The 22,092-nt window shown below is 70.2% G+C and carries 15 protein-coding genes and 2 pseudogenes; 4 read left to right on the top strand and 13 right to left on the bottom strand.

Annotation, left to right across the window (positions count from 1 at the left end):
* Positions 1-32: 32 nt before the first annotated feature.
* A complete protein-coding gene (locus ACTRO_RS13145; RefSeq protein ID WP_034263414.1) occupies positions 33-1,019 on the bottom strand; it encodes a DUF3048 domain-containing protein in 987 nt (328 codons plus the stop codon).
* A 122-nt stretch (positions 1,020-1,141) separates the two neighbouring features.
* On the opposite strand from ACTRO_RS13145, the gene ACTRO_RS13140 reads away from it, so the two are divergent.
* Complete coding sequence (locus tag ACTRO_RS13140) at positions 1,142-1,723, top strand: hypothetical protein (protein WP_034263412.1); 582 nt, start codon at positions 1,142-1,144, stop codon at positions 1,721-1,723.
* Positions 1,724-1,782: 59 nt separating this feature from the next.
* Here ACTRO_RS13140 and ACTRO_RS13135 read toward each other — a convergent pair.
* A pseudogene (locus ACTRO_RS13135) lies at positions 1,783-2,343 on the bottom strand (SDR family NAD(P)-dependent oxidoreductase); the annotation flags it as partial.
* A gap of 315 nt (positions 2,344-2,658) precedes the next feature.
* Between ACTRO_RS13135 and ACTRO_RS13130 the strand changes: the two are divergent.
* Positions 2,659-3,327 (top strand): hypothetical protein, encoded by a 669-nt coding sequence (locus tag ACTRO_RS13130; RefSeq protein ID WP_157436133.1) that lies wholly within the window; start codon positions 2,659-2,661, stop codon positions 3,325-3,327.
* 21 nt (positions 3,328-3,348) lie between these two features.
* Here ACTRO_RS13130 and ACTRO_RS13125 read toward each other — a convergent pair whose 3' ends face one another.
* From ACTRO_RS13125 to ACTRO_RS13090, 8 genes are all read right to left on the bottom strand, one after another.
* Positions 3,349-5,541, bottom strand: a complete 2,193-nt coding sequence (locus ACTRO_RS13125; protein ID WP_157436131.1) for a sensor domain-containing diguanylate cyclase — start codon at positions 5,539-5,541, stop codon at positions 3,349-3,351.
* A gap of 88 nt (positions 5,542-5,629) precedes the next feature.
* Positions 5,630-6,436 carry a glucose 1-dehydrogenase gene (locus ACTRO_RS13120; RefSeq protein WP_034263410.1) on the bottom strand — a complete coding sequence of 269 codons (807 nt, stop codon included), beginning with the start codon at positions 6,434-6,436 and terminating at the stop codon, positions 5,630-5,632.
* Between the two features lie 94 nt (positions 6,437-6,530).
* Positions 6,531-8,531, bottom strand: coding sequence for a hypothetical protein (locus ACTRO_RS13115; protein ID WP_034263409.1), 2,001 nt, complete (start codon positions 8,529-8,531; stop codon positions 6,531-6,533).
* Between the two features lie 87 nt (positions 8,532-8,618).
* Positions 8,619-9,971: an NAD(P)/FAD-dependent oxidoreductase gene (locus ACTRO_RS13110; protein ID WP_051450766.1), complete on the bottom strand. Its 1,353-nt coding sequence runs from the start codon at positions 9,969-9,971 to the stop codon at positions 8,619-8,621.
* Between the two features lie 14 nt (positions 9,972-9,985).
* The gene (locus ACTRO_RS13105) at positions 9,986-11,566 is read right to left on the bottom strand and encodes a GMC oxidoreductase (RefSeq protein WP_034263408.1); all 1,581 of its coding nucleotides are present in this window, start codon (positions 11,564-11,566) and stop codon (positions 9,986-9,988) included.
* Positions 11,567-11,599: 33 nt separating this feature from the next.
* Complete coding sequence (locus tag ACTRO_RS13100; protein WP_034263407.1) at positions 11,600-12,529, bottom strand: cyclase family protein; 930 nt, start codon at positions 12,527-12,529, stop codon at positions 11,600-11,602.
* Positions 12,526-14,358, bottom strand: coding sequence for a glycoside hydrolase family 15 protein (locus ACTRO_RS13095; RefSeq protein WP_034263405.1), 1,833 nt, complete (start codon positions 14,356-14,358; stop codon positions 12,526-12,528). The genes ACTRO_RS13100 and ACTRO_RS13095 overlap by 4 nt, the downstream gene beginning before the upstream one ends.
* Positions 14,359-14,435: 77 nt before the next feature.
* Complete coding sequence (locus ACTRO_RS13090) at positions 14,436-14,621, bottom strand: hypothetical protein (RefSeq protein ID WP_034263404.1); 186 nt, start codon at positions 14,619-14,621, stop codon at positions 14,436-14,438.
* A gap of 82 nt (positions 14,622-14,703) precedes the next feature.
* Between ACTRO_RS13090 and ACTRO_RS13085 the strand changes: the two genes are divergently transcribed.
* A complete protein-coding gene (locus ACTRO_RS13085) occupies positions 14,704-15,717 on the top strand; it encodes a S16 family serine protease (RefSeq protein WP_084316226.1) in 1,014 nt (337 codons plus the stop codon).
* Between the two features lie 7 nt (positions 15,718-15,724).
* Here the strand turns inward: ACTRO_RS13085 and ACTRO_RS50940 are convergent, their stop codons facing one another.
* Both ACTRO_RS50940 and ACTRO_RS13080 read right to left on the bottom strand, forming a co-directional pair.
* Positions 15,725-16,027: a cellulose binding domain-containing protein gene (locus tag ACTRO_RS50940; protein ID WP_342673762.1), complete on the bottom strand. Its 303-nt coding sequence runs from the start codon at positions 16,025-16,027 to the stop codon at positions 15,725-15,727.
* 126 nt (positions 16,028-16,153) lie between these two features.
* A pseudogene (locus ACTRO_RS13080) lies at positions 16,154-17,491 on the bottom strand (right-handed parallel beta-helix repeat-containing protein); the annotation flags it as partial.
* Positions 17,492-17,813: 322 nt separating this feature from the next.
* Here ACTRO_RS13080 and ACTRO_RS13075 point away from each other — a divergent pair.
* Positions 17,814-19,967 carry a hypothetical protein gene (locus ACTRO_RS13075; protein ID WP_157436128.1) on the top strand — a complete coding sequence of 718 codons (2,154 nt, stop codon included), beginning with the start codon at positions 17,814-17,816 and terminating at the stop codon, positions 19,965-19,967.
* 59 nt (positions 19,968-20,026) lie between these two features.
* On the opposite strand, the gene ACTRO_RS13070 is transcribed toward ACTRO_RS13075, so the two are convergent.
* Positions 20,027-22,015 carry a hypothetical protein gene (locus ACTRO_RS13070; RefSeq protein WP_157436126.1) on the bottom strand — a complete coding sequence of 663 codons (1,989 nt, stop codon included), beginning with the start codon at positions 22,013-22,015 and terminating at the stop codon, positions 20,027-20,029.
* Positions 22,016-22,092: the final 77 nt, after the last annotated feature.

The following is a 22,092-nucleotide window of genomic DNA, read 5'->3' as shown; positions in this document are numbered from 1 at the left end:
CGTTCCCTGGAGCTCTTCGGGCCTTCGGCGGCTCAGCTGCCTTCGAGCACGATCCAGGTCCGGCCGGGCGCCAGGAGCATGGTGGCGCCCCCGACCGTGTAGTCCGTGGGCGAGGTGTCGCCCGCCTTGGACCACTGACCGTGCCAGACCTGGCCGCCGCGGTAGAAGTCGGCCTGGCCCGAGCCGGTGGTCTGGGAGAAGACCTCGTTGTCGGCGTGCCCGGCGTTGTGGTCGGTGAACTTGCCGGCGACGACGTGGACATGCTGGATGATCACGTTGTCCGCGCTCAGGCGCCCCTGCCCGGAACTCGTCGCCGCGCGCCCGTCCACACTCACCAGCCACTTCTGCCCGGAGGCGGTGAAGGCGAACGAGGCGCCGGGCAGCTGCGCCGCCGCGGAGGCGGCCGGCTGCCCGCCGTCCGGCGCGGCGCCGAACTGGAAGCCCACGTTCTGGGTCTCGGCGAGGTTCGGGTACGCGGAGAAGACCGCGGAGGTCTGGAGGTAGGTGGGGGAGGAGCCGCCGTTGCTGAACAGCTTCGGCGCGACCGCCGGGGTGATGTTCTGCAGGTTCGCCGCGGCGAGCTCGGGCAGCAGGCCGGAGATCGCGCCGGTGTAGGCGAGCCCGACCCGGCCGAACGGCGCGAGCAGCGGGATGTCCGTCTGCCGCGCGCTGCGCAGCGGCCCGACCCGGACGTCCGGCGCGGTCGAGCTGTCGAACACGGCCAGGTAGCGGCTCAGACCGCCCTCGACCTGGATGACGTAGACGAGATCCGCGGAGTTCAGTCCGGAGAGCTGGGTCTGCGCCGCGCCGACGTTGTCGATCTTCGCGGCGAGGACGTGGCCGCCGGAGCCCTGGCCGGTCAGCGGATTCGTCGCGGGCGAGCTGGACGAACACCCGGCCGCGGCCAGCAGGCCTGCGGCCGTGGCGGCCGCCGCCACGACGGCCGTCGCGAGCGCGGCGCGGCCTCGTCGTCGATAGCTGAGCCGGTTCGTCATCCGCGTGTCGCCTCGGGTTCTCATGCGCTTTCACCTGCCGGGTGCAGGTCTGCCTCGGCTGATGCGGCGTCAAACTTCCGCTGGTGCGATGGAGTGAGGCGTCCGGGCCCGCTACTGTCGAAGGTGGAGGAAGAAGGGGCCGGCACATGTGGGACTCGGATGGCGGGTTGGGTTCGTTCGGCGGGGAACTGAGTGAGCGCAAGCGTGGGCGGTTGCGGCGCGCGTCGCCCTCGATCGCCTGCCTGGTAGGCGCGGTCGTGTTGCTGGCGTTGATCGGCGACGCGGACGTGGACTCGGGCAACCTGTGGGCGATCCCGGCGCTCGCGCTGATGTGGACGGCGGTGACGATCCCGGCGTGGCGACGCGGCGGCGGCCCGCGCGACGCGTTCGGGCCGCAGGCCCTGCGCTTGCGCCGGTTGCACACGCGGGTGCACTTCCGCGCGACGATCCTGCTCGCGTACGCGTCGCTGGCGCTGCTGTGGGTGGCCAGCTATGCCCACTTCGAGTGGTCGGACGAGTACGACACGACGAACCCTGCGACGGACTCGGCGCACTACAGCTCCTATGCCGGGTGGAGCCTGTGGCTTCTCGCCGCTGCGGCGGTTCCGCTGCTGGTGCAGCCGCTCACCTGGCAGCTGTGGCCGAGGGCGGTCCGCATGGCGGTGCGCGGGGCGCGGATGGCGGCCAAGGACGCGAGGTCGGCCAGAACCCCTTTCATCCAGCGATGACGACGTCGGCGGCCTGACGGGGCCTGCGGCGTGTGGTGCGCGCAGGCCCCTGGCAACGCTCAGCCCTGCGCGGCGTGGGAGACGTGCTCCCAGTCGGCCCAGGTCTGCAGCCGCTGGGCGTAGACGTGCTGGACGATCTGCGTGGGCTGCGATCCGAAGAGCACGCGCAGCGGCGGGTTCTCGGCGTCGACGATCTGCAGCAGGGCCGAGCCGGCGGCGGCCGGGTCGCCGTACTGGGCCCCGCCGGCGCGGGCCGCCATCGCCTCGCGGATGTGGTCGTAGGCCGGGTTCGGGGTGGCGTGGACGGCGGAGGAACCGCCCCAGTCGGTGGCGAACCCGCCCGGCTCGACCAGGGTGACCTTGACGCCGGTCCCGGCGAGTTCCTGGGAGAGTGCCTCGCTGAGCCCTTCGAGGGCCCACTTCGAGGCGTGGTATCCGCCGAGCGAGGGGAACGCGGCGATGCCGCCGATCGTGGAGATCTGGACGAGGTGGCCGGCGCCCTGGGCGCGCAGGATCGGCAGGACGGCCCGGGTGACGAAGAACGCGCCGAACAGGTTCGTCTCGATCTGGTCGCGCAAGTGCTGCTCGGTGATCTCCTCGATCATGCCGAACAGGCCGTAGCCGGCGTTGGCAGCGCCGGCTCAAGGCCGCCTCGCCCGCCCTGGCCCAGTCCTCGAAGATCACCGGCGAACAGTTCGTCACGGACCTGCGCGCCTGGGCCCTCGCCCGCGCCGCCGGGACCGACGAGACGTCCGCGATCCTGCAGACGAATCTGGCCATGGCCGCGATGATCACCGCGTACGAGACCTGGCGCGAAGAGGAGAGCTTCGACGAGTACGCGCGGCGGGTCAAACGCTGCCTCGACCAGGCCCGGCCCGCCTAGCATGCCGCCGACGACCCCTCCGGCGCCCTCGGACGTACCGAGCGTGCCCGGCGTGCCCGCGGAGATCTGGCGGACGGAGGGCTTCCAGCGCTGGTACGCCGCTCAGCTGCGCGCCGGCAACGTCCTGCGCGCCGCACGGCTCGCGTGGGAGCTGCGAGCCGGCCCCGAGAACCTGCCGATTCTCTGGGTGCTGAGCGTGGCGGTCTTCGTCACCGCGGAGAACCGGGTCAAGGAGAACGAAGTCCTCGTCGCGCGCCCCGACGTCAGCGCCGTGGCGCTTTACCGCCCGGGCCCCACGCTGGACGAGACGGTCGTGGTGCTCATCCGCGAGTTCCGCAGCCCCGGGGCGACGGCCGACGGCTACGTGCACGAACTGCCGAGCGGCTCGGGCACGGAGCCCGGGCACCGCGCGCAAGCCGCCGCGGAACTGGCCGAGGAGACCGGTTTCGTGCTCGACGCCGACCGGCTCACCTCGCACGGCAGCCGTCAGGCCGTAGCGACGCTGTCCATCCACCAGGTGCACCTGTTCTCGGCGCGGATCGACGAGGCGGAGTTGGCCGAGCTTGTCAGCCTTCAACAATGCGCACACGGCGACGGGGTCGAGGAGCGCACCTGGGTCGAGGTGACCACGTTCGGCGAGATCCTGCGCAGCCGTTCCGCCGACTGGACCACGCTCGGCATGCTCGCCCAGGTCTTGCTGGCCAAGGGCTCCGGCGAATAAGGACCCTGCTCACGCAGGATCTCAAGCCCCGTGTCGGCGCCACTGCCGCTTCCCGGCGCCCTTCGCGGTGTAGAGCGCGATGTCGGCTCGGCGCAGCAGTTCGTGGGTGCGGAACGGGGCCGTGACCACGGCCAGCCCGCCGCTGACGGACGTCGTCAGCGGCCCCGAGTCGAGCACCACCGGCTCCCGGAACGAGGTGACGATCCGGTCGGCCAGCTGTTCGAGCTCTGCGACGTGATGGGCCGTGGTGACCAGCACGGCGAATTCGTCGCCGCCGAGCCGCGCCACGGTGTCCGCGGCCCGCACGGAGGACTCCAGCCGGAGCGCGATCCGTTGGATCAGCTCGTCGCCGGCCGCGTGTCCCAAAGTGTCGTTGACCTGCTTGAAGTCGTCGACGTCCAGCATCATCACGGCGACCGGCCGATCGCCGGCGTTCTCGGGCGCGAGCGCCTCGTCCACGGCTTCGAGGAAGCGGCGCCGGTTGGCCAGGCCGCTGAGCGGATCCTCGTGGGCCAGGTCCTGCAGCCGGGCCAGCAGTCGGCGCTGCTCGGTGACGTCGTGCAAGGTGATGGCCAACGCGCCGACCGTCGGCTCGTGCCGCAGGTCGGCGCAGCGCGTCTCGCTGTCCACGACGGACCCGTCCGCGGCGGTGAAGCGAAGGTCGATCGGACCCGCGTGCGGGCTGGCGAGCAGGTCGCGCACGGTGTCCTCGGCTCCCGCGGCGGCCAGCTCGGCCAGATGGACCCCGGGCGCGGCCCGCGGGCCGAGCATCCGCGCCGCGGACGGGCTGGCGTAGCGGATCGTCCCGTCGGCCTCCACGACGAAGATCACGTCGGACGTGTTCTGCACCAGCGTGCGGAAGTACGCCTCCTTCTCGTGCTGGCGCAGCTCGCGCTGCGACTTGAGCCGGTCGATGGCGAGCGCCGTCTGGTCTGCCAGGATGCGCAGCGGGCCGTCCAGCGCGGACAGTGACGCCCGGTTCGATGCGGCGATCATCGTCCCGATGGTCCGCTCGTGCCCGGCGGTTCCGGTGGCCAACGGGTACATCGTCACCGTTCGCCAACCGCCCAGATCAGCCGTCGAACCTTTGCCGCGGGACCCGTCCGGCCGGTGGTCGAGGAGCAGCACCACGTCGGTGTCGATGCGTGACGCGGTCAGCTCGGCGCCGGCGCGCGCGAGTCCCGCGGCGACCTCGGCGAGGCTCCCGGCCGACAGCAGCAGCGTCCCGGTCCGGCGCAGCGTCCGCTCGGTCGCCGTGGAGCGCAGCCCCTCCCACATCGCCAGAGCCAGGCGCGCGGCCACGGACGTGAACAGCACCAGCGCGACCGCCGTCTGGCCCGGGCCGTCGGTGAGCTGTCCGCGCACGTCCTGCACGAACAGGATGACCGGGCCCAGCAGGGCCGCGATCGTCATCAGGATGCTCCAGTCGCGCGGCGTGAGCGCCGGGCGCCGTTCGGCCGGATCGCGCGGAGCCAGCGTCGGATCGAGCACCGCGGCCGACCAGGCCAGCCGGGAGACCGCGAACCCGACGTACACCCCGGTCCCGGCCGGCGGTGCAGGGTCGGGGTGCGGCAGCACCGCGAACGCACCGAACACCAGTCCGACCGAGCCGATGACGAACAGGGCGCCGACCCGCACCCGACCCGTGTCCGAGCCCATCATCAGCACCGAGAGAGCCAGGACCGCGACATAGCCCAGCATGTAGACGAAGGCGATCACCTTGGGCTGCCAGGACGGCCAGACCGGGTGCACGCTGTCGAACAGCGCCAGCCACAGCAGCAGCGCCAGGGCGACCGCGACGATGCAGGCGTCGAGGATCGCCGACCAAGGCCGCTCGATCCCGGGAACCGTGAGCAGCGCCAGCGCCGCGATCATCAGGGGCAACGCCGCGATGAACCAGGCGTCGGTGACCGTGGGAAAGGTCCCGGGCCGTTCCGTCAGGCCCCCGTCCCGGAGGAACAAGATCAGCCCGATCAGCTGCGCGAGCAACGCCCCGACCAGCAGCATCCCCGCCCACAGATGGTGGCGCCCGAGCTTGCACGCTCCGACCACCGCTGCGACGACCGCCCCGGCCGCCAGCGCGACCGTCGCCGCGGACCGCGTCCCGGGCACCGACGCCAGCGCCGTCAACGCGACGAGCAGCACGAGATAGGCCGCAGATATCGGCCCGCCGTGGGGCGATAGGCGGCCCAGCCGTCCGCCGCGAGACCCCATGTCTCCAGCATCGGCCCCCGGCGCTCGCCCGAAAACCCGGGCGCGCCGGCCGAGTGACGCCGGACCAGGTCAAGGCGCCGGCGCGCGTTCAGCCGCCGGTGGCGAAGCCCGGAAACAGCGTCATGCCGCCGTCGACGAACAGGGTGCTGCCGACGACGTAGTCCATCAGGTCCGAGGCCATGACGGTGACGGCGTTGGCGATGTCGTCGGGCTCGCCGACGCGGCGGTAGGGGATGAGCTTCAGCAGCTCGGCCTCGGCCTGCGGGCTCGACCAGGCGTCGCGGTTGATCGGCGTCTTGATGGCGCCGGGCGCGACGGCGTTGACGCGGATGCCGTGCGGGGCGAGTTCCTGGGCCAGGGTCTGCATCATCATCAGCACGCCGCCCTTGGACGAGGCGTAGTTGACGTGGCCGGCCCAGGGGATGATCTGGTGCACCGAGCTCATGCAGATGATCTTGCCGACGCAGCGGGAGACCTCGGGCACGAGGCCGCGGCGCAGGAACTCCTTGGCCGCGGCGCGGGCGCACAGGAACTGGCCGGTGAGGTTGACGTCGATGACCTTCTGCCACTGGGCCAGCGTCATGTCGGTGACCGAGGCGTCGCGCTGCAGCCCGGCGTTGGCCACGAGGACGTCGATGGTGCCGAACTCGGACACCATGTGCGCGAACATCTCATCGACCTGATCCTCGTCGGAGACGTCCGCCTGGGCGGCGTAGGCGCGCACGCCGAAGGACTCGATCTCCTTGACCACCGCTTCCGCGTCTTCGGGTCCTGCGACGTAGTTGACCACGACGTCGGCGCCGGCCCGGCCGAGGGCGATGGCGGTGGACTTGCCGATGCCCGAGTTCGCCCCGGTCACCAGCGCCTTCTGACCGCGCAGCAGCGGCAGCGTCATCGGCTGCGCTCCACTCGCGCTAGCCGAGCCGTTCTTGTTGCTGGTCAACGTGTTCTCCCATCAGTGCGTGGTTGAGGTCGCGTATGGGTGGGGCTCAGGGCACGGCGCCGATCGGGACGGCCATGGCGGCCGCCTCGGTGGCGTCGGTGGGCACGGCGGCCTCCGACCGGCGCCGGTCCAGCACGATCAGCACGATCCCGGCCGCGCCCAGGTAGATCAGTAGGTTGATCAACGCCTGGCTGGTGCCGTGGCCGTCGAAGTAGATCGAGTGGTGCAGCAGGATGTAGGCGTTGCGCGGCGGCAGGTACGGGCCGATGTCGCGCCAGAACGCGGGCAGGTACGGCACTCCGCTCGCGCCGCCCGAGGACGGGTTGCCGACGAGGATCATGGCGACGACCGTCACCAGCGTGCCCGCGGGCCCGAGCAGCTTCTGCAGCACCGCGGCGACGAACGCGACCGCGGCGATGATCAGCGAGCAGATCGGCCAGACGATCCAGAACTTGCCGCTGGGGAAGCCGCGCAGCCAATAGCACACGATCAGGTCGACGAGCAGGCCGCCCGCGATGGCGAACCCGGCCAGCTGCGCGGCGCGCCAGTGGCCGGCCGCCCTGCCGGTGGCCGACATCAGCAGCGTCGAGCTCATGTACCCGCCGATCAGCAGCGGGACCAGCATGAGCGCCTGGACCAGGCCGAACGGGTCCTTCTTGGCGAGTGGGACGGGCGCGTACGGCTTCACCGTGAGCGTGTGCCCGGTCCGCAGCGCCGCATCCTCGAACCTCACCGTGAGATCGAGCGGAGCCAGGTCGCTCATGGACGGCACCACGAGCAGGGTCTGCGCGGATCCCGAGGAGATCAGCGCGCCGTAGATCTGGGCGTGGTCGATGGCTGACTTCGCGGCGGCCTCGTTCGGGTACGCGGTCACCGCGAGCGAGATGTCCCGCTCGGCCGCGGTGAGCACCGGTGACGTGCCGACCTGGCCGAACGGCAGGTTGGTGGCCATGGGCGCGTGCCCCGAGCTCATGTACGTGGTGGCGAAGAGGCACTGCATCACTGCGCAGATGCCGAGCGCCGCGAGCATCCCGATCACGGCCCGTCGTCGGCGGCCGGCGGGTACGGCCGTCGTCTCGGCGTCGCGATGCGGCCGGATGCGGCCGTACCAGCCGATGACGGCGACCCCGGCGGCGGCGTACAGGAGCAGGACGACGATGGGGGTGGTGATGTCGTTTCCGCCGAAGTAGATCACGTGGTTGACGAGCGTGATCGCGTTCTGCGGCGGGAGCGCCACGCCGATGTTGCGCCAGTAGACCGGCAGCAGGTACGTGCCGGGACCACCCGCTCCGGCGCCGCCGATCACGATGAAGAACACTGCCACCAGCAGGGTGCCGAGTTTCCCCATCACCGCCTGCACCGCGGCGGACGCCAGCGCCACGGCCGAGGTGATCAACCAGAAGCACGGCAGCAGCGGCCAGAATCGGCTGCTGGAATACGCGCCGATGCCGAAGCCGACGATCACGTCGGTCAGCAGCGCGCCGACGAGGGCGTACCCGATCAGGATGAGGCCGCGCCAAGGTGCCGCCGCGACTCCGTGCGCCGCCTTGTAGACCAGCACGGCGGCCAGATAGCCGCCGATCAGCAGCGGGAGCAGCAGCAGCGAGGTCACAGCGCCGGTGGGATCGCGGGACGGGAGCGGCGCGACCGTCTTCACCGTGACCGGCCGGCCCAGCTTGTGCGCGGTGGCGAGGAAGGCCGGTTCCAGCTCGGTCTGGGCGAAGAAGCTCTTCGCCGGCACCACGACCAGGGTGTCGACCTTCGCGCCGGTCATGAACGCGCCGTAGAGCCGACCCTGCTCGGCGGCGGCGGTCACCGCCGCGGCGTTCGGATACGAGGCCAGCGCCAGGCCCTCCTTCGCGGCGACCTCGGCGGTGATCTCGGACGGCTTGCCCACCACGCCGAAGGGCATGTTCCGCGGCACGAGCAGCTGCTGGGCGCTGATCAGGCAGAGCGCGAACAGCGCCTGCGTGACGAGCACGAGCCCCAGTGCGACGACCACCTTCACCGCGGCTTGCTTCGTCGCGGATTGCGGCTGAGCCACCATCGGATCGCGTTCCTCCTTTGCAGACCATCAGGCCATGGGCCCGGGGGCCCGGCAACCCGGGTCCGGCCGGAGGATGAAGCCGCGGACTCATTCGTCCTTGACGGTTTCGTCCTTGACGGTCCGCGGCCGAGCCGAGCTGCCCGCTTCGAACGCCCGCTCCCGGCGGATGTCCCGGGTGAACGCGTAGGACCAGGTCAGGATCGCGCCGAGGCGGTTGCGGTAGCCGGTGAGGAAGGCGATGTGGATGAAGAGCCAGCCGAACCAGCCGAGCAGGCCGCTCAGCTGCAGCGGTCCGGCGCTCAGCACCGCCCGGCCGCGGGAGATGTAGGCGGCCGACCCGAGGTCGCGATACCGGAACGCCTTGGCCTCGGTCCGCCCCTCGGCCAGACCCTTGATACGCAGGCCGGCGTAGCGGCCGGCCTGCATGGCCACCTCGGCCACGCCGGGCAGCTTGTCCAGGCTCATCATGTCGCCGACGACGCTGATCTCCGGATGCCCGGGCACGGTCAGGTCAGGCAGGACCTTGATACGCCCGGCTTTGTCGCTCTCCGCCCCGGTCGCCTTGGCCAGCGTCCCGGCCATGGCCGGCGCCTGGACCCCGGCCGTCCACAGCACCGTCCCGGCGTCGTAGCGCCCGCTGCGCCCGTCGCGGTCGCGGGCGAGCAGGCCGTGGTCGTCGACCTGAGTGACGAGGGAGCCCATGTGCAGTTCGACGCCGAGCGCGTGCAGCGAGCTCGCCGCCTTCGCGGACAGCTTCGGCCCGAACATGGCCAGCGGGGCGTCCCCGCCGTCGAACAGCAGCACCCTCGCGTCTTCCGGGTCGATCGAGCGGTACTCCGCGCGCAGGGTGTGGGTGGCCAGCTCGCGCAGCTGGCCGGCCAGCTCGACGCCGGTCGGGCCCGCGCCGACGAGGGCGAAGGTGAGCCAGCGGCGCCGCTCGGCCGGATCGGTCGCGCTCTCGGCGAGCTCGAACGCGCCGAACACCTTGCGCCGGATCGCCAGGGCGTCGCTGAGCGTCTTCATGCCCGGCGCCCATTGGGCGAACTCGTCGTGCCCGAAGTAGGACTGGTGCACGCCGCCGGCGACGATCAGGTGGTCGTATGGCAGGAAGACGTCCTCGCCGCCCTCCCTCCGGGCTAGCACCCGGCGCCCCGCGGTGTCGAAGTCCCGGACCTCGGCCATCACGAACTCGACATTGCGGTGCCGCTTGAACAGATCGCGCAGCGGCGCGGCGATCTGGCCCTCCGACATGATGCCGGTCGCGCACTGGTAGAGCAGCGGCTGGAACAGGTGATGGGCGACCCGGTCGACCACGGTGACGCGCACCGGGGCGTTGCGCAGCGCGCGGGCCGCGAACAGCCCGGCGAATCCGCCGCCGATGATCACCACGCGTGGCTGCGCGCCGTGCTCGTCGCTGTGTCCGTTGCTGTGTTCGTTCATGGGAGTTTCCGGCCTCAGCTCAGTCGCTCGGCGATACGGTCGCCGACGCGCAGGGCGTTCGCGATCGCGGTCAGCGAGGGGTTGACCGCGCCGATGCTCGGGAAGAAGCTCGTGTCCACGACGTAGAGGTTGTCCAGGTCGTGGGCCTTGCAGTCGACATCGAGGGCTGAGGTGCTCGGGTCCGTGCCGAACCGCACAGTGCCGGCCTGATGCGCGGTGGCGCCGATCGGCATGGACTTGTGCAGGTACAGCAGGTTCGGCATCAGGTGATGCGGGTGCATGCCGAGGTCTTCGAGCATGCCGTGCAGCTTGTGTTGCAGCCTCCTGACACCCTCGACGTTGTTGTTCTCATCGAGCGTCAGGTGGATCCGGCCCTCGCTGTCGAGGGTGACGCGGTTGTCCGGAGCGGGCAGGTCCTCGCCGCACAGCCAGAAGTCCACCGCGTGGTGCGCCATCACCTCGAAGGGCATGTCCGGGGAGGACATCCCGGCCCAGCGCGGCGCGTTCCCGCGGATCTGCTCGTCGTCGGACTTGCCGAGCATCTGCAGCCCGCCGAGCGGATAGTCCCAGTCGTCAGAGCCCAGATACCAGTCGTTCATGGCGAGGGTCTTCTGGAACTGCGTGTCGTTGGGCTCCTTCGAGACGGCCATCACCGCGAGGTTGTTGTGCCGCATGTAGTGCCGGCCCACCACATCGGAGCTGTTGGCCAGGCCGTCGGGATGCCGCTCGTCGGCCGAGCGCAGCAGCAGCGCCGCCGAGTTCACCGCGCCGCAGGCGACCACGACGATGTCGCCGTGGTACTCGGCCGGGGTGCCGTCCGCCAGCTCGGCGAACACCGCGGTCACGGTCCGGCCGCTCGAGTCCGTATGCAGCCTTCTGACATTCGCGCCGGTGATCATCGAGACGTTCTCGTGCTGCAGTGCCGGATCGACGCAGATCACCTGCGAGTCGGACTTCGCTCCGAGCAGACAAGGGAATCCGTCCACCCGGTCGCAGCGGATGCACGCGCTGGTGTGGGTGGCCCGGCCGTTCTCGCCCTGCGTCATGTCGACGCCGATGGGCAGGTGGAACGGGTGCAGGCCCTGCTTCTCCAGGTCGTCGCTGAGCTGTTCGATGCGCGGCTCGTGCTCGACCGGGGGACGGGCGTACTGCGCGCTCGCCGGACCTTCGGTCGGATCTTCGCCGTGTCGGCCGTGGACGAGGTAGAGGTGCTCGGCCTGGGTGTAGTACGGCTCAAGGTCCTGATAGTCGATCGGCCAGGCCGGGGAGACGCCGCCTTGGTGGCGCAGTTCGCCGAAGTCCTCCGGGCGAAGCCGGAACAGGGCGGCGCCGTAGAACTTGGTGTTGCCTCCGACGTAGTAGTTGACCTCGGGCTGGAACTGGTCGCCGTGCTTGTCGTACCACTGTTCGGCCGGAAGGTACTTGCCCTTGACGAAGACCGCGCTCGACTCCCAGTTGTCCCGCTCGCGCGGCAGATAGTCGCCGCGCTCGAGGATCAGGATTCTCTTCCCGGTGGGGGCCAGCCGGTGGGCGATCGTCCCGCCGCCGGCCCCGGTGCCGATGATGATCACGTCGAAATGCCGGTCGTCGCCCACGTCAGGTTCCTCTCGGGTGGTGCACGGCGCTGCTCACAGGATGGCTATTGGATTCACCGGCGAGCCCGTGCCGTTGGCGACCCGGAGCGGCGCGACGACGCACAGGAAGGACCAGCGTCCTTCCTCGGCCAGCAGAGGCAGCAGCTCCTCGAACTGCAGGTAGTCCAGCATGTGCAGGCCGAGCGCGTTGATGGCGAGGACGTGCACGGGGAAGTCGACGCCCTCGACACCGCTCGGGGCCACGTCGTTGTTGCCGTCGCTGCCCAGCACCGCGATCCGCCGCTCGGCGAGCAGCTCCAGCGCCGCCGGATGCAGCCCGGCCCGGTGCCGAGCCGCGTCCCACGGACCGAGCTCGTCGCGTCGGGCCCGGTGCCCGACCCGGATGAAGAGCAGGTCGCCCGCGGACATCTCCACGCCCTGCGCCCGTTCGGCCGCGAGCAGATCCTCGGCCATCACCTGCTCACCCGGTTCGAGCCAGCGCACGCCGCGCAATGCTGGGATGTCGAGGAGCAGACCCCTGCCGACGATCCCGTCGGCCGCGACGGCGATGGACAGCGGCGAGGACTCGATCACCTCCGTCGAGCCACCTGGCACGTCGTTGTAGAGCGTGCGGTCGAAGATCACGTGCGAGAGCGCGTCGATGTGGCTGTCCACGTCGCCGTGCACGTTCAACGCGATGCGGTCCAGGCCGAAGTCCAGCCCGTGATCGGCGGCCCCGCCCGCGCCCGGCCCGATGATTTCGTGCCGGGCCGGGTCACGGCCGTCCCGGGTCGGCCGGGTCTGCACCGGAGCCGCGAGCGAGACGCTGCGCCCGGTGCGCACCAGGGCCGCGGCGGCCCGCACCTGCTCGGCCATCAGATGGTTCAGCGCCCCGCGCCGGTCCTCCGGACCCCAGGGGTTGCCGTCGCGCAGACGCTGGTAGAGCACCCGGAACTCGCGCTCGTCGAGCGGCTGCGCGGTCACAGCCGGCCTCGGCGCGCCGCGGTGTCCAGCGCCTCGTCGAGCGTACTCGCGGCCATGATCAGGGCGAGGTGGGTGAACGCCTGCGGGAAGTTGCCCAGCTGCTCGCCGCGCGGGCCGATCTCCTCGGCGAACAGACCGACATGGTTGCAGTAGGTCTGCATCTTCTCGAACGCGTACCGGGCCGGAGCCAGCCGCCCGGACTGCGCGAGCGCGTCGACGTAGAGGAAGCTGCACAGGCTGAAGGTGCCCTCGGAACCGCGCAGCCCGTCCGGCGAGGCCGCGGGGTCGTAGCGGTAGACGAGGCTGTCCGAGACGAGCTTGCGTTCCATCGCGTCGAGGGTGGAAAGCCAGGCCGGATCGCCGGGCGCGAGGAACCCCACCCGCGGAATGAGCAGCAGCGAGGCGTCCAGCACATCCCCGCCGTACTGCTGGACCAGGGCGTTCTCCTTCTCGCTCCAGCCGCGCTCCATCACCTGGTCGCGGATGGTGTTGCGGGCCTCGGTCCACCGGGGGATCTCACCGGCCAGGGCGAACTCGGTGGCCAGCCGGATCCCCCGGTCGAAGGCGACCCAGCACATCACCCGGCTGTAGGTGAAGTCCTTGCGGCCTCCGCGGGTCTCCCAGATGCCCTCGTCCGGCCGGTCCCACGCGTCGACGAGCCAGTCCAGCGTCCGGGCCATGGACTTCCAGCCGCGGTAGCTCGACCCCTTCGCGATCTCGCGGCCCTGGGCGAGCGCGTAGAGCGCCTCGCCGTAGATGTCGAGCTGGAGCTGGTCCGAGGCCGCGTTGCCCACCCGCACCGGCGCCGATCCACGGTAGCCCTCGAAGTGCTCGAGGATCTCCTCGGTCAGGTGCGGGTCGCCGTCCACGCGGTACATGATCTGCAGCGGCTCGCCGTTGCGGCCCTCGCTCTCGCGCAGGCGCTCGGCGAGCCAGTGCACGAACGCCGTGGCCTCCTCGACGTAGCCGAGGTCGAGCAGGGCGCGCACCGACAGGGAACCGTCGCGCACCCAGGTGTAGCGGTAGTCCCAGTTGCGTTCGCCGCCGACCTGCTCCGGCAGGCCCATCGTCGCGGCCGCGACGGGGGCTCCGGTGGGCGCGTATGTCAGCAGCCTGAGCGTGACGGCCGACCGCGCGACCATGGACTGCCACCGGCCGGAGTAGGTCGAGGTGCGCACCCACTTCTGCCAGTAGTCGATCTCGTCCCACAGCATCTCGGAGATCCGCTCCACGCTCAGCGGCTCCGGCGGCGTCGCGTCGGCCCCGTCCACGGTGAACACCACCGCGGCCAGTTCGCCCTCGTTCAGCACGGTCTCCCCGTGCACGTCGTCGCCGTCGCGTTCCAGCGGGAAATGGGTGCCCTGCAGGAACGCGGTCATCCCCTGGGCGTGGAAGGCCGCCACGTCGGGCTTGAGGTCGAGCTCGTGCCTGCCGCGGGCGTAGTCGAAGCGCGGGCGGCACTCCAGGCTGAAGCGCATGGTCCCGCGCACCACCCGGACGGCGCGGAAGAGCGTGTGGCGCTCGGTGGCCACCGCCTTGCGGTCGGCGGGCATCCAGTCGATCACCTCGCCGATGCCGTCTTCGGTGGTGAAGCGCGTGACCAGCACCGACGTGTCCGGGTAGTAGAGCTGCGCCGCGGTGGTGCCGGGGCCTTCCGGGCTGAGCCGGAAGTACCCGCCGCCGTCGTGGTCGAGCAGCGCGGCGAACAGGCTCGGCGAGTCGAACCGCGGCGCGGCGAACCAGTCCACCACGCCCTGGGAGGTGACGAGCGCGGCGGTCTGCAGGTCGCCGATCAGGCCGTGATCGGCGATGGGCGGGTAACGGTCCACGGCGACTCCCGAGGAGTTCGGTCTTCCGCTGTCGTGACCACTATCCGTCCGAAATGCGACCTTCGCCCGTCGGGGGCTCAGGCGGCGGCCGGGGCCCGCCTCGCCGCGAGAAGCGCCACGACGAGGGCCAGGAGGGCGAAACTCGTCCCGAGCGCGCGCGTGCGCGGCACGATGGGCAGTACCGCAGTGGCCACGACGCCCAGAACGTACGCGGCGTTCTCGGCGAGGTTGATCGGGAGGTCGTAGTCGTGTTGGCGTCTCATAGGCCGAATAGCGCGATATCTGAACTCTGTTGTCAAAGTAAGAGCACCGTACGCATTGCGCCCGCCCGTACACTGAGCGTTGATGGGTGGACACTCCATGGAGGGGGAGTCGATGCTGTTCAAGCACAAGCACCTGTTGGAGGAACTGCGCCGTAACGGCCGCAAAGCGACCGGCGAGATCCTCTCGATCACGACGCTGGGGGCGGCATCCGGCCTCGGCGGGGCGTTCGCCCCGGACGAGGACCTGTCGCACACCTGGTACGACTGCCGGATGGTGCTGCGGGTGGTGCCGGAGGATCGGGCCGAGCCGCCGTTCGAGGCGACCGTGCTCACCCGGACCCACACCCAGAAGTTCCAGGGCGCGCACGTGCCGGTCTGGTTCGATCCGGCGGACCACGGGAAGGTCGTCGTCGACTACGAGGCCGACCTCGAGCGGATCATCACCGCCACCGCGGAGGTCAAGCGGCTGAGCGGGATCTCAGATCGGTCGCGGCACCGCACCGAGCAGCGACTCGGCGTCGCCTGGACGCCGGTGGACGACGTGCTCGTGCCGATCGAGGCCGCCGCCCGGGCGGGCCGGGGCCGCGTGCAGGTCACGGACTGGCCGGTCGATGCCGTGCATGAGGCCGCGAACGAGGCCGTCGCCTTCGTGCGCGCCCACGCGGCCACCCTCCTTCCGCCGCGCGACGGCGGCTGGGACGCCTGGTTCGCCGGCCACGACTTCCGGATCTTCCAGAGTTACGGCCCGGTCCCGGCCACCGAGGGCGCCCTCGACACCGCGAACGTCCAGGTCGGAGTGGCCCTCGCGGTGCTCTCGGCGCTCACCGGCCGGATGGTGCGCTTCGAGGTGTCCGTGGCCGGCGTGCTCGCGCCCTCCGGCGAATTGCTGCCGGTCGCCTCACTCCGGGACGTGGCGCACACGGCCAAGCAGGCCTTCGCTCAGCGCCTGGTCGCATCCGTCGGCAACGAGCACCAACTCGGCCAGGTGTCCGCCAAGGTGAAACAGAACATTGAGATCATCTTCGCCGGAAGCCTCGGCGAGGCGATGCGCCTGGCGCTCACCAAGCACGTCACCAAGGGCTTCCAGCCGATCTGACCTCGCGTCAGGATGCTGAGCAGCTGACGGTCGGGCTGGACGCGGAACCGTTGGCGGTGAACCCGAAAGTGGTCGAGGAGCCGGCGGTCAACGCGCCGTTGTAGGAGGCGTTGGTCACTGTGACGTTCGAGCCGCTGGTCGTCAGCGTGCCGTTCCACAGCTCGGTGATGGTCTGTCCGCTGACAAGTGTCCACTTGACGGTCCAACCGGTGATCGCGGAACTGCCCGCGGTCACCGTCACCAGGCCTTGGAAGCCGCCTGACCACGAGGTCTGAGTCACATACGCAGCTGCGCACGCACCGGACGGCACCGGCGTGGTGGCTGATGCGGACGGGCTCGGCGGCGCGCTCGCGGACTTGCTCGGTGACGGGCTCGGCGATGGGCTTGCCGAGCGACTGGCCGACGGGCTCGGCGAGGCTGACGCCGTCACCGACCCGGTCTCGAAGGCGCCGAGGTCCGGGGCCGAGCCGTTGTAGGGCAGGCCGACGTTGACGCCCTTGTCGATCAGCGTGCTGTTCGCGGCCAGATGCAGGTAGGGGAGTGCCGGCAGCGAGCCGTCGGACTGGCGCGCCGCGTCCCATCCCGTCGTGGACACGCTCTGGAACTGCGAGTCCGACATCGTCACGCTCAGGTTCCACGAGTTGTCGGCCGCGTTCGTGCCGGTCATGTTCGAGGTCAGACTCCCGGCGTACGCGATGTTGTTGCGCAGGTTGCCGATCCCGATCGCCGCGCCGCTCGAGGAGATACCCAGCATGTTGAAGTCAGGGTGGTTGTCGTAACCAGTGTTGTTGTAGAAGTTGTCTGCCACGGTGTGGTGGTTCGCGTAGAACCCGGCCGCGGAGTTGTCGAAGGCCACGCTGTCCTCGACGGTGTGTACGACGCCGTTGCCGACGTAGACGCCGCCATAGCCGCCGGCCTTGAACCCGTTGCCGTTGCCGGACGGCGCGACCGTGGTGGTCTCCGGCAGGTAGCCGTTGCGCCAAGCCCAGGAATCCTCGATCGTCACCGACGAGTACGCGTTGATCAGGTCGAACCCGTCATCGGAGTTCCACCACGCCCGGTCGCCGCGGAACACGTTGCCCGGGTAGCCGGCGGAGATGTGCGCGCCGAAGCCGTCGGCGTTCTGGCCGGCGCCGTCCGAGCTGTTGGGGTCGTAGTTGTCGTGCGAGTCCGAGTTCAGCACCAGGTTGCCGCCGCCGTTCTGGATGAACAGGCCGGGACCCATGTTGTTGTGCAGGTTGAGCTGCTCGAACACGTTGTCGCTGCCGGTGATCCAGATGCCCCAGGACTCGTGGTTGAGGTCGTTGTTCTGCGGCACTCCCTCGACCTCGAGGCCCTTGAGGTGGATGTAGCTGCCGGTGACGTCGAAGCCCTTGATCCGGCAGTCGTCCGCGTCCTTCGAGAAGTCGAAGACCGGGTGCTCGCCCGGATAGGCGACGTAGTTGATCAGGTTCCCGGAGCTGCCGCTCTTGTTCAGGGTGATCCCGTCGACGCTCGCGGTCTCGCTCGAGCAGCTGCTGTCGGCGTGCGTGTACGTGTAGGTCCCGCCGCGGAAGTAGACCGTGTCGCCCGGCTGTGCGACGGACTGCGCGTGCGCGAAGGTCGCCCAAGGTGCTGCCTGCGTCCCGGCGGCGCTGTCGCTGCCGGTCGGGGCGACGTAGTAGGCCGCGCCGGCCGCGTTGCCCACGTCGGCAATGCCCGCGACGAGCCCGCCGGTACCGGCTGCGACCGCGCAGGCCAGCAGGATGCGTGCGGTGAGTGCGCGTCTTCTCATGCTGACTCCGGCTGCGTGATCGCCCGTCGCGCTCCGTGGTGTGAGCGCTCCCGGGGAGAGTAGGAGCGGGGCGGCCGTTCGGCAAGGAAGGCAACGCTGATGCAAGCGCTTACTAGCGCAGCACGGCGTCGAGTCGACCTAGATGCGGGCACTGATTCGCCGAAAACATTCCTATTTGCGCTGGTATGTAGAGCCATCTACCTGCCGGAGTGACCTCGCTCCCGCTCTTGTCACATCCGATGTCTGTCGTGTACGTTCACCAGACAGCAAGCGCTTACTACCCTCATCTCCCGTATCCCAGGGGAGAGGAAAGGGAACTTCGATGCTACGAACCGATTCCGCTCGGACGCGCTGGACGCGGCGGTTGCTGCCCGGCGTCGCGCTCAGCGCCGCCACCGCGATGGCCCTGCCGGTGACGGCCGAGGCCGACACCGCGACTCCACCGCAGTACACGGCCACCGGAACCGCGCACCTCAACGGCGAACTGCTCAGCGACATCGCCGGCTCGGCGTTCATCGGGGCCGACGGCCAGTTCCACTGGACGACCGGCGACACCCCGTACGACACGAACCCGGCACACGCCTGGGCGAACACGTTCACCAACACCGACCTCGGCGCGGTGAGCGCCGGCGTCGGCGGCAGCACCACCCAGGCGACCGCCGACGCGTACTACGGCGACCCGGGGTCGGTCTGCTACCAGGTCGACGGGTCCGCCACACATCCGATCCCCTCGCCGCAGGAAGACGACCACTGCGACGTCATCGGCGTGTGGGTGGACCCTTCATCCGGGACCTGGCACGCGCTGCTCAACGACGAATACCAGTTCGACCCTTGGGACGTGAAGGGCGCCGGCGCGACCGTCGCGGAGAAGATCTCGACCGGCCTGCACAACGACCGGATCCTGCTTGCCACCTCGAAGGATCAGGGCCAGTCCTGGCAGTACGCCGGGCCGGCGCTGACCTCGGCCTGGGATGACGATCAAGTGGTGGACACCACCTCGTCGCCGGGCACGACGTACCCGTTCGGCGACTCGGGCTGCCGGCTCTTCGTGGACTACTCCACCGGGTACTTCTACATCACCTACAACGTCAAGATCTACAAGAAGCCCTCCGCCTCCACCGTCGCCAGCTGGACCGAGATGGCGCGCGCGCCGATCAGTGGCGGCATGGCGTCCGGGACTTGGCAGAAGTGGTACGACGGCGCGTGGTCGCAGCCGGGCGTGGGCGGCGTCGACGGCAACGTCGGCTCGGTCGGCGGACTGAACGTGGCGTACTCGCCCACCACGGACGCGGTCACCTGGAACGGCTCCGGCGCGAACGCCTCGGCGTCCTACCAGTCGACGAACGTGCCGAGCAACCACCTGTTCGACTTCTCCGACGGCAAGGGCGACACCTACACGGTGAACTCGCTCGCGCACACCGTCGTGGACGACGCGACCGGCCAGTCGATGACCCAGGGCGTCAGCTACACCGACCCGGTGACCGGCCAGAACATGAACGTCCTGGGGGTGGCCGACCAGTACGTGAACGGCGTGAAGATCACCGGCGGGATCCGGATCACCGAGACCGACCCCGTCTCCGGCGCCGCCAACGTCGAGACGCTCATCACCGGCAGCCAGTTCTATCAGGACCCGAACTCGAAGCTGATCTACCTTCCCTCGCTCAACAACGAGTCGGCGATCAGCTACGACGCCTACTCGCAGACCTACCGGATCGTGGGCTACGACGGCAACGTCTACGAGACCACGAACCTCGGCGACCCGGACTCGTGGACGATCGTCGGCCTCAGCCCGTCCGGCTCCGACGGCGGCTACCTGACCACGCTCGACGACGGCAGCCTCACCAACCAGAACGTGACCGGCCGCTCGTTCCTCACCATCTCCGACCTGTCCGGCGCCGTCTACGACGTCGACCAGGCTGCCGTCGCCGACCCGACCGGCCTCTCGGCCGAGCACAAGGCGCTCGACACCGCCGGAGACGCCGTGGACTCGACGACCTCATACATCCTGCGGGTCGGCGGCAAGGCCGTGAACGCGAACGGCGGCCCCGGCCTCGTCGGCGGCGACGGCAAGGCCACCAGCTCCTCGTCGTGGCAGCTGGTGCCGGTGGCGGACCCGAGCTCGCCCGGGAACGACAGTGGCTTCTACCGTCTGGTGAACCCGGAGACAGGCCAGGACCTGCAGATCTCCGGCGATACGGCGGCCACGCAGCGGGCCATCGGCGCCGTCGCCACGTCCGCCGCCCAGCAGCCCGACAGCACGCCGCTCACGAGCAGCAGCCTGGGCACCTCGGCCGGCAGCGACCAGTGGTATCTGCAGGCGGTGGCCACGAACGGCACCTCGATCGCGGGCTCGACCACCTACCGCCTGGTGAACCGCGACAGCGGTCTCGCGCTCGAGTTCTCCCAGGGCCGCATGCGCCTTGAGCAGCAGAAGGCGGGCGACACGGGCCAGTTCGTGACGCTGAGCACGCGGTAGCCCCGAGAGCGGGCGGGCGGCATCGATCCCAGCGGATTGGTGCCGCCCGCGCGTTCGTGTCAGGGAGCGAGCATACTCAGGGCTCGCGCGGCGGCCGCGGTGGAGATGGGATCGGCCAGAGCCGCTTCGAGGCCGGGGATCAGTTCGAGGGCCTGCGGGCCGAGTTCGACGGCGTGGTCGGCGACGAATTCGGCCGCCCTGGCGACGGTCCAGCCGGTGAGGCTCTCACCAGCGAGATCGAGAACGTCGCGGAGCACCTCGATGACGAAAGCGGGCCGGGTCGTGAGATGCCACAGCGCGCGGCCGAGTGCCATGCGCGCCTGGTGGGCCGGCAGGCTCGGTGTCGGGACCGGAATATCTTGCAGCGCCTGGAGAAGCAGCGGGACGAGAAGGTCGGCATGCTCCGAGAGCTCGTCCACGGCGTCGGCCGCAGTGGCGCGATCATCTGGGTTCTTGCTCGTCGTTGTGAGCCCGAATTGCACCGCGGCCAGCAGCGGACCTGCTTCCCGTGTCAGCGTACGGATAGCCTGAGCCGCTGCCACGCGGGCTGGGACTGCGTCACGCCCGTCGGCGGACCGCGCGACGTCGTGCAGCGCCGCCACGCATGCGGGTGACTGCGCGCGGATCGCGGCCAACGCTCGGGCTGCGGAAACAGGCTTGAGGCCGAGAATCCGAGTCAGCTCCGGGGCGGCGGCTTGAGCGAGTGTGCCCCACGAGGTGAGGATCTTGGCGAGTTGAGCGGGCTCGTTGCTCGTCCGGACCAGGATGAACGGGTTCCCGACCTCGTCCGACGGTTCGTGCGCGGCATCGCAGATCTCGTTGAGGCGGCGCCGGATCGCAGCCAGCAGGTCGACATGGAAAGACATCGCGACGCCCTCGCGGTCTGCGCGATATCCCGCGACGGCGTCGAGCGTCTGGGGCCGATCGGTGAGCGCGCCAGCCAGCAGCCCTGGCACTACCGCGTCGTTCCAGCGGGCTAGGCAAGCGAGGGCTTCGTCGGCGAGCACCGCATCGTCGGAGTCTGGCTCGCTCTCCGTTCTGGCCAGCGCAACGAGACGATCCCGCGCGGCAGGGGCGGCTGCGGCAGGCTCAAGCAGCTCAAGCAGGCTCACGGCGCGGCGGGCGGGACCGGGCCAGTCCAGCAGACGCGCGAGCGGCGTCGCCAAAGGTCCCGATGCGGTGCGGTGAGCCGTTATCAGCCCTCTGGCCGCCAGCAGGTAAGGGTCGACCAGGCCGCTCGGCGCGCCGAGGGCGCGCTCCAGTCCCGCGACCAAGAGTTCGACCGCAGCCTGCGGACCCTGGCGTTCAGCCAGCTCATCGACGAGCACATAAAAGAGCTCTGAATCAGCCGGGATGGGAGCCAAAGCCGTATTGAGCGCGCGCTCGTCGAAGGCTCGCCCGGCGAGGATCCATGCGAGTGCGCAACTGACCCGCAGCACGGCCTCGTCCGGCGAGCGCTGGGCGGCGGCAGCGGTGGCCTCAAGCGCCTCGTCGGCCAGAACCGCGGCAGCAGGGGCATCCACGCGGACCATCGCGCGCAGCAGCTCGGCTCGCGGCAACGCCTCAGTCTCCGCGCGCCAACGCTGAAGAATCAGGGATCGTGCGCCGTCCTGCGCCGCACCGTGGACGAGTACGAGCGTCGCGGCCGTGCGGATCTCGGCGTCGGGATCGTTGAGGAGGGTTGCGATGGCGTCGTACTGCGCGGCAACCGCGCCGCGTACGGCGTCGGGCTCCTCGATCCCGCGCAGGTCCGTGCTCTTCGCGATGCGTCCGAGCAGCTGCAACACCTCCGCCGTGCGCGAGCCCGCTGCCCCGGACGCGGCGATCCCGGCCAGAAAGAGCACGGCCGGGACCGTAGCCGGATAGACCGAACCCTGATGCCAGATGCTGCCGTGCAGCTCGTCGAGCGCGGCTTCAGCCTGCTCGTCATCCCTGCTCGCGAGCGCGCGCAGCACAGCCGGAACGTCGTCAGCCAGTCCGTACGCATGCTCCAACGAAGCCCAGTCGACATCGTCGAGGCCTGCGAGGGCGGGAGGATCCGAAGTCATGAGCCGGATGATGGCAGAAGGCGCCGACAGAAGCGGCCACCGGTGTCAGTCCGATTCCCGCAGCGTGGTCAATCTCC

The organism is Actinospica robiniae DSM 44927, from assembly GCF_000504285.1.
GTDB classification, from domain to species: Bacteria; Actinomycetota; Actinomycetes; order Streptomycetales; family Catenulisporaceae; genus Actinospica; species Actinospica robiniae.
Note: the sequence above shows the minus strand (reverse complement) of the source record. Positions and strands in the feature narration are given on the sequence as shown.

What these genes read in the sequence shown, in the direction of transcription:
- ACTRO_RS13075 (WP_157436128.1), top strand. Translation starts at nt 17,814, where the DNA reads ATGCTACGAACCGATTCCGCTCGGACGCGCTGGACGCGGCGGTTGCTG.
- ACTRO_RS13120 (WP_034263410.1), bottom strand. Translation starts at nt 6,436, where the DNA reads ATGACGCTGCCGCTGCTGCGCGGTCAGAAGGCGCTGGTGACCGGGGCG.
- ACTRO_RS13145 (WP_034263414.1), bottom strand. Translation starts at nt 1,019, where the DNA reads ATGAGAACCCGAGGCGACACGCGGATGACGAACCGGCTCAGCTATCGA.
- ACTRO_RS13115 (WP_034263409.1), bottom strand. Translation starts at nt 8,531, where the DNA reads ATGGTGGCTCAGCCGCAATCCGCGACGAAGCAAGCCGCGGTGAAGGTG.
- ACTRO_RS13110 (WP_051450766.1), bottom strand. Translation starts at nt 9,971, where the DNA reads ATGAACGAACACAGCAACGGACACAGCGACGAGCACGGCGCGCAGCCA.
- ACTRO_RS13085 (WP_084316226.1), top strand. Translation starts at nt 14,704, where the DNA reads ATGGGTGGACACTCCATGGAGGGGGAGTCGATGCTGTTCAAGCACAAG.
- ACTRO_RS13070 (WP_157436126.1), bottom strand. Translation starts at nt 22,015, where the DNA reads ATGACTTCGGATCCTCCCGCCCTCGCAGGCCTCGACGATGTCGACTGG.
- ACTRO_RS13140 (WP_034263412.1), top strand. Translation starts at nt 1,142, where the DNA reads ATGTGGGACTCGGATGGCGGGTTGGGTTCGTTCGGCGGGGAACTGAGT.
- ACTRO_RS13090 (WP_034263404.1), bottom strand. Translation starts at nt 14,621, where the DNA reads ATGAGACGCCAACACGACTACGACCTCCCGATCAACCTCGCCGAGAAC.
- ACTRO_RS13125 (WP_157436131.1), bottom strand. Translation starts at nt 5,541, where the DNA reads ATGGGGTCTCGCGGCGGACGGCTGGGCCGCCTATCGCCCCACGGCGGG.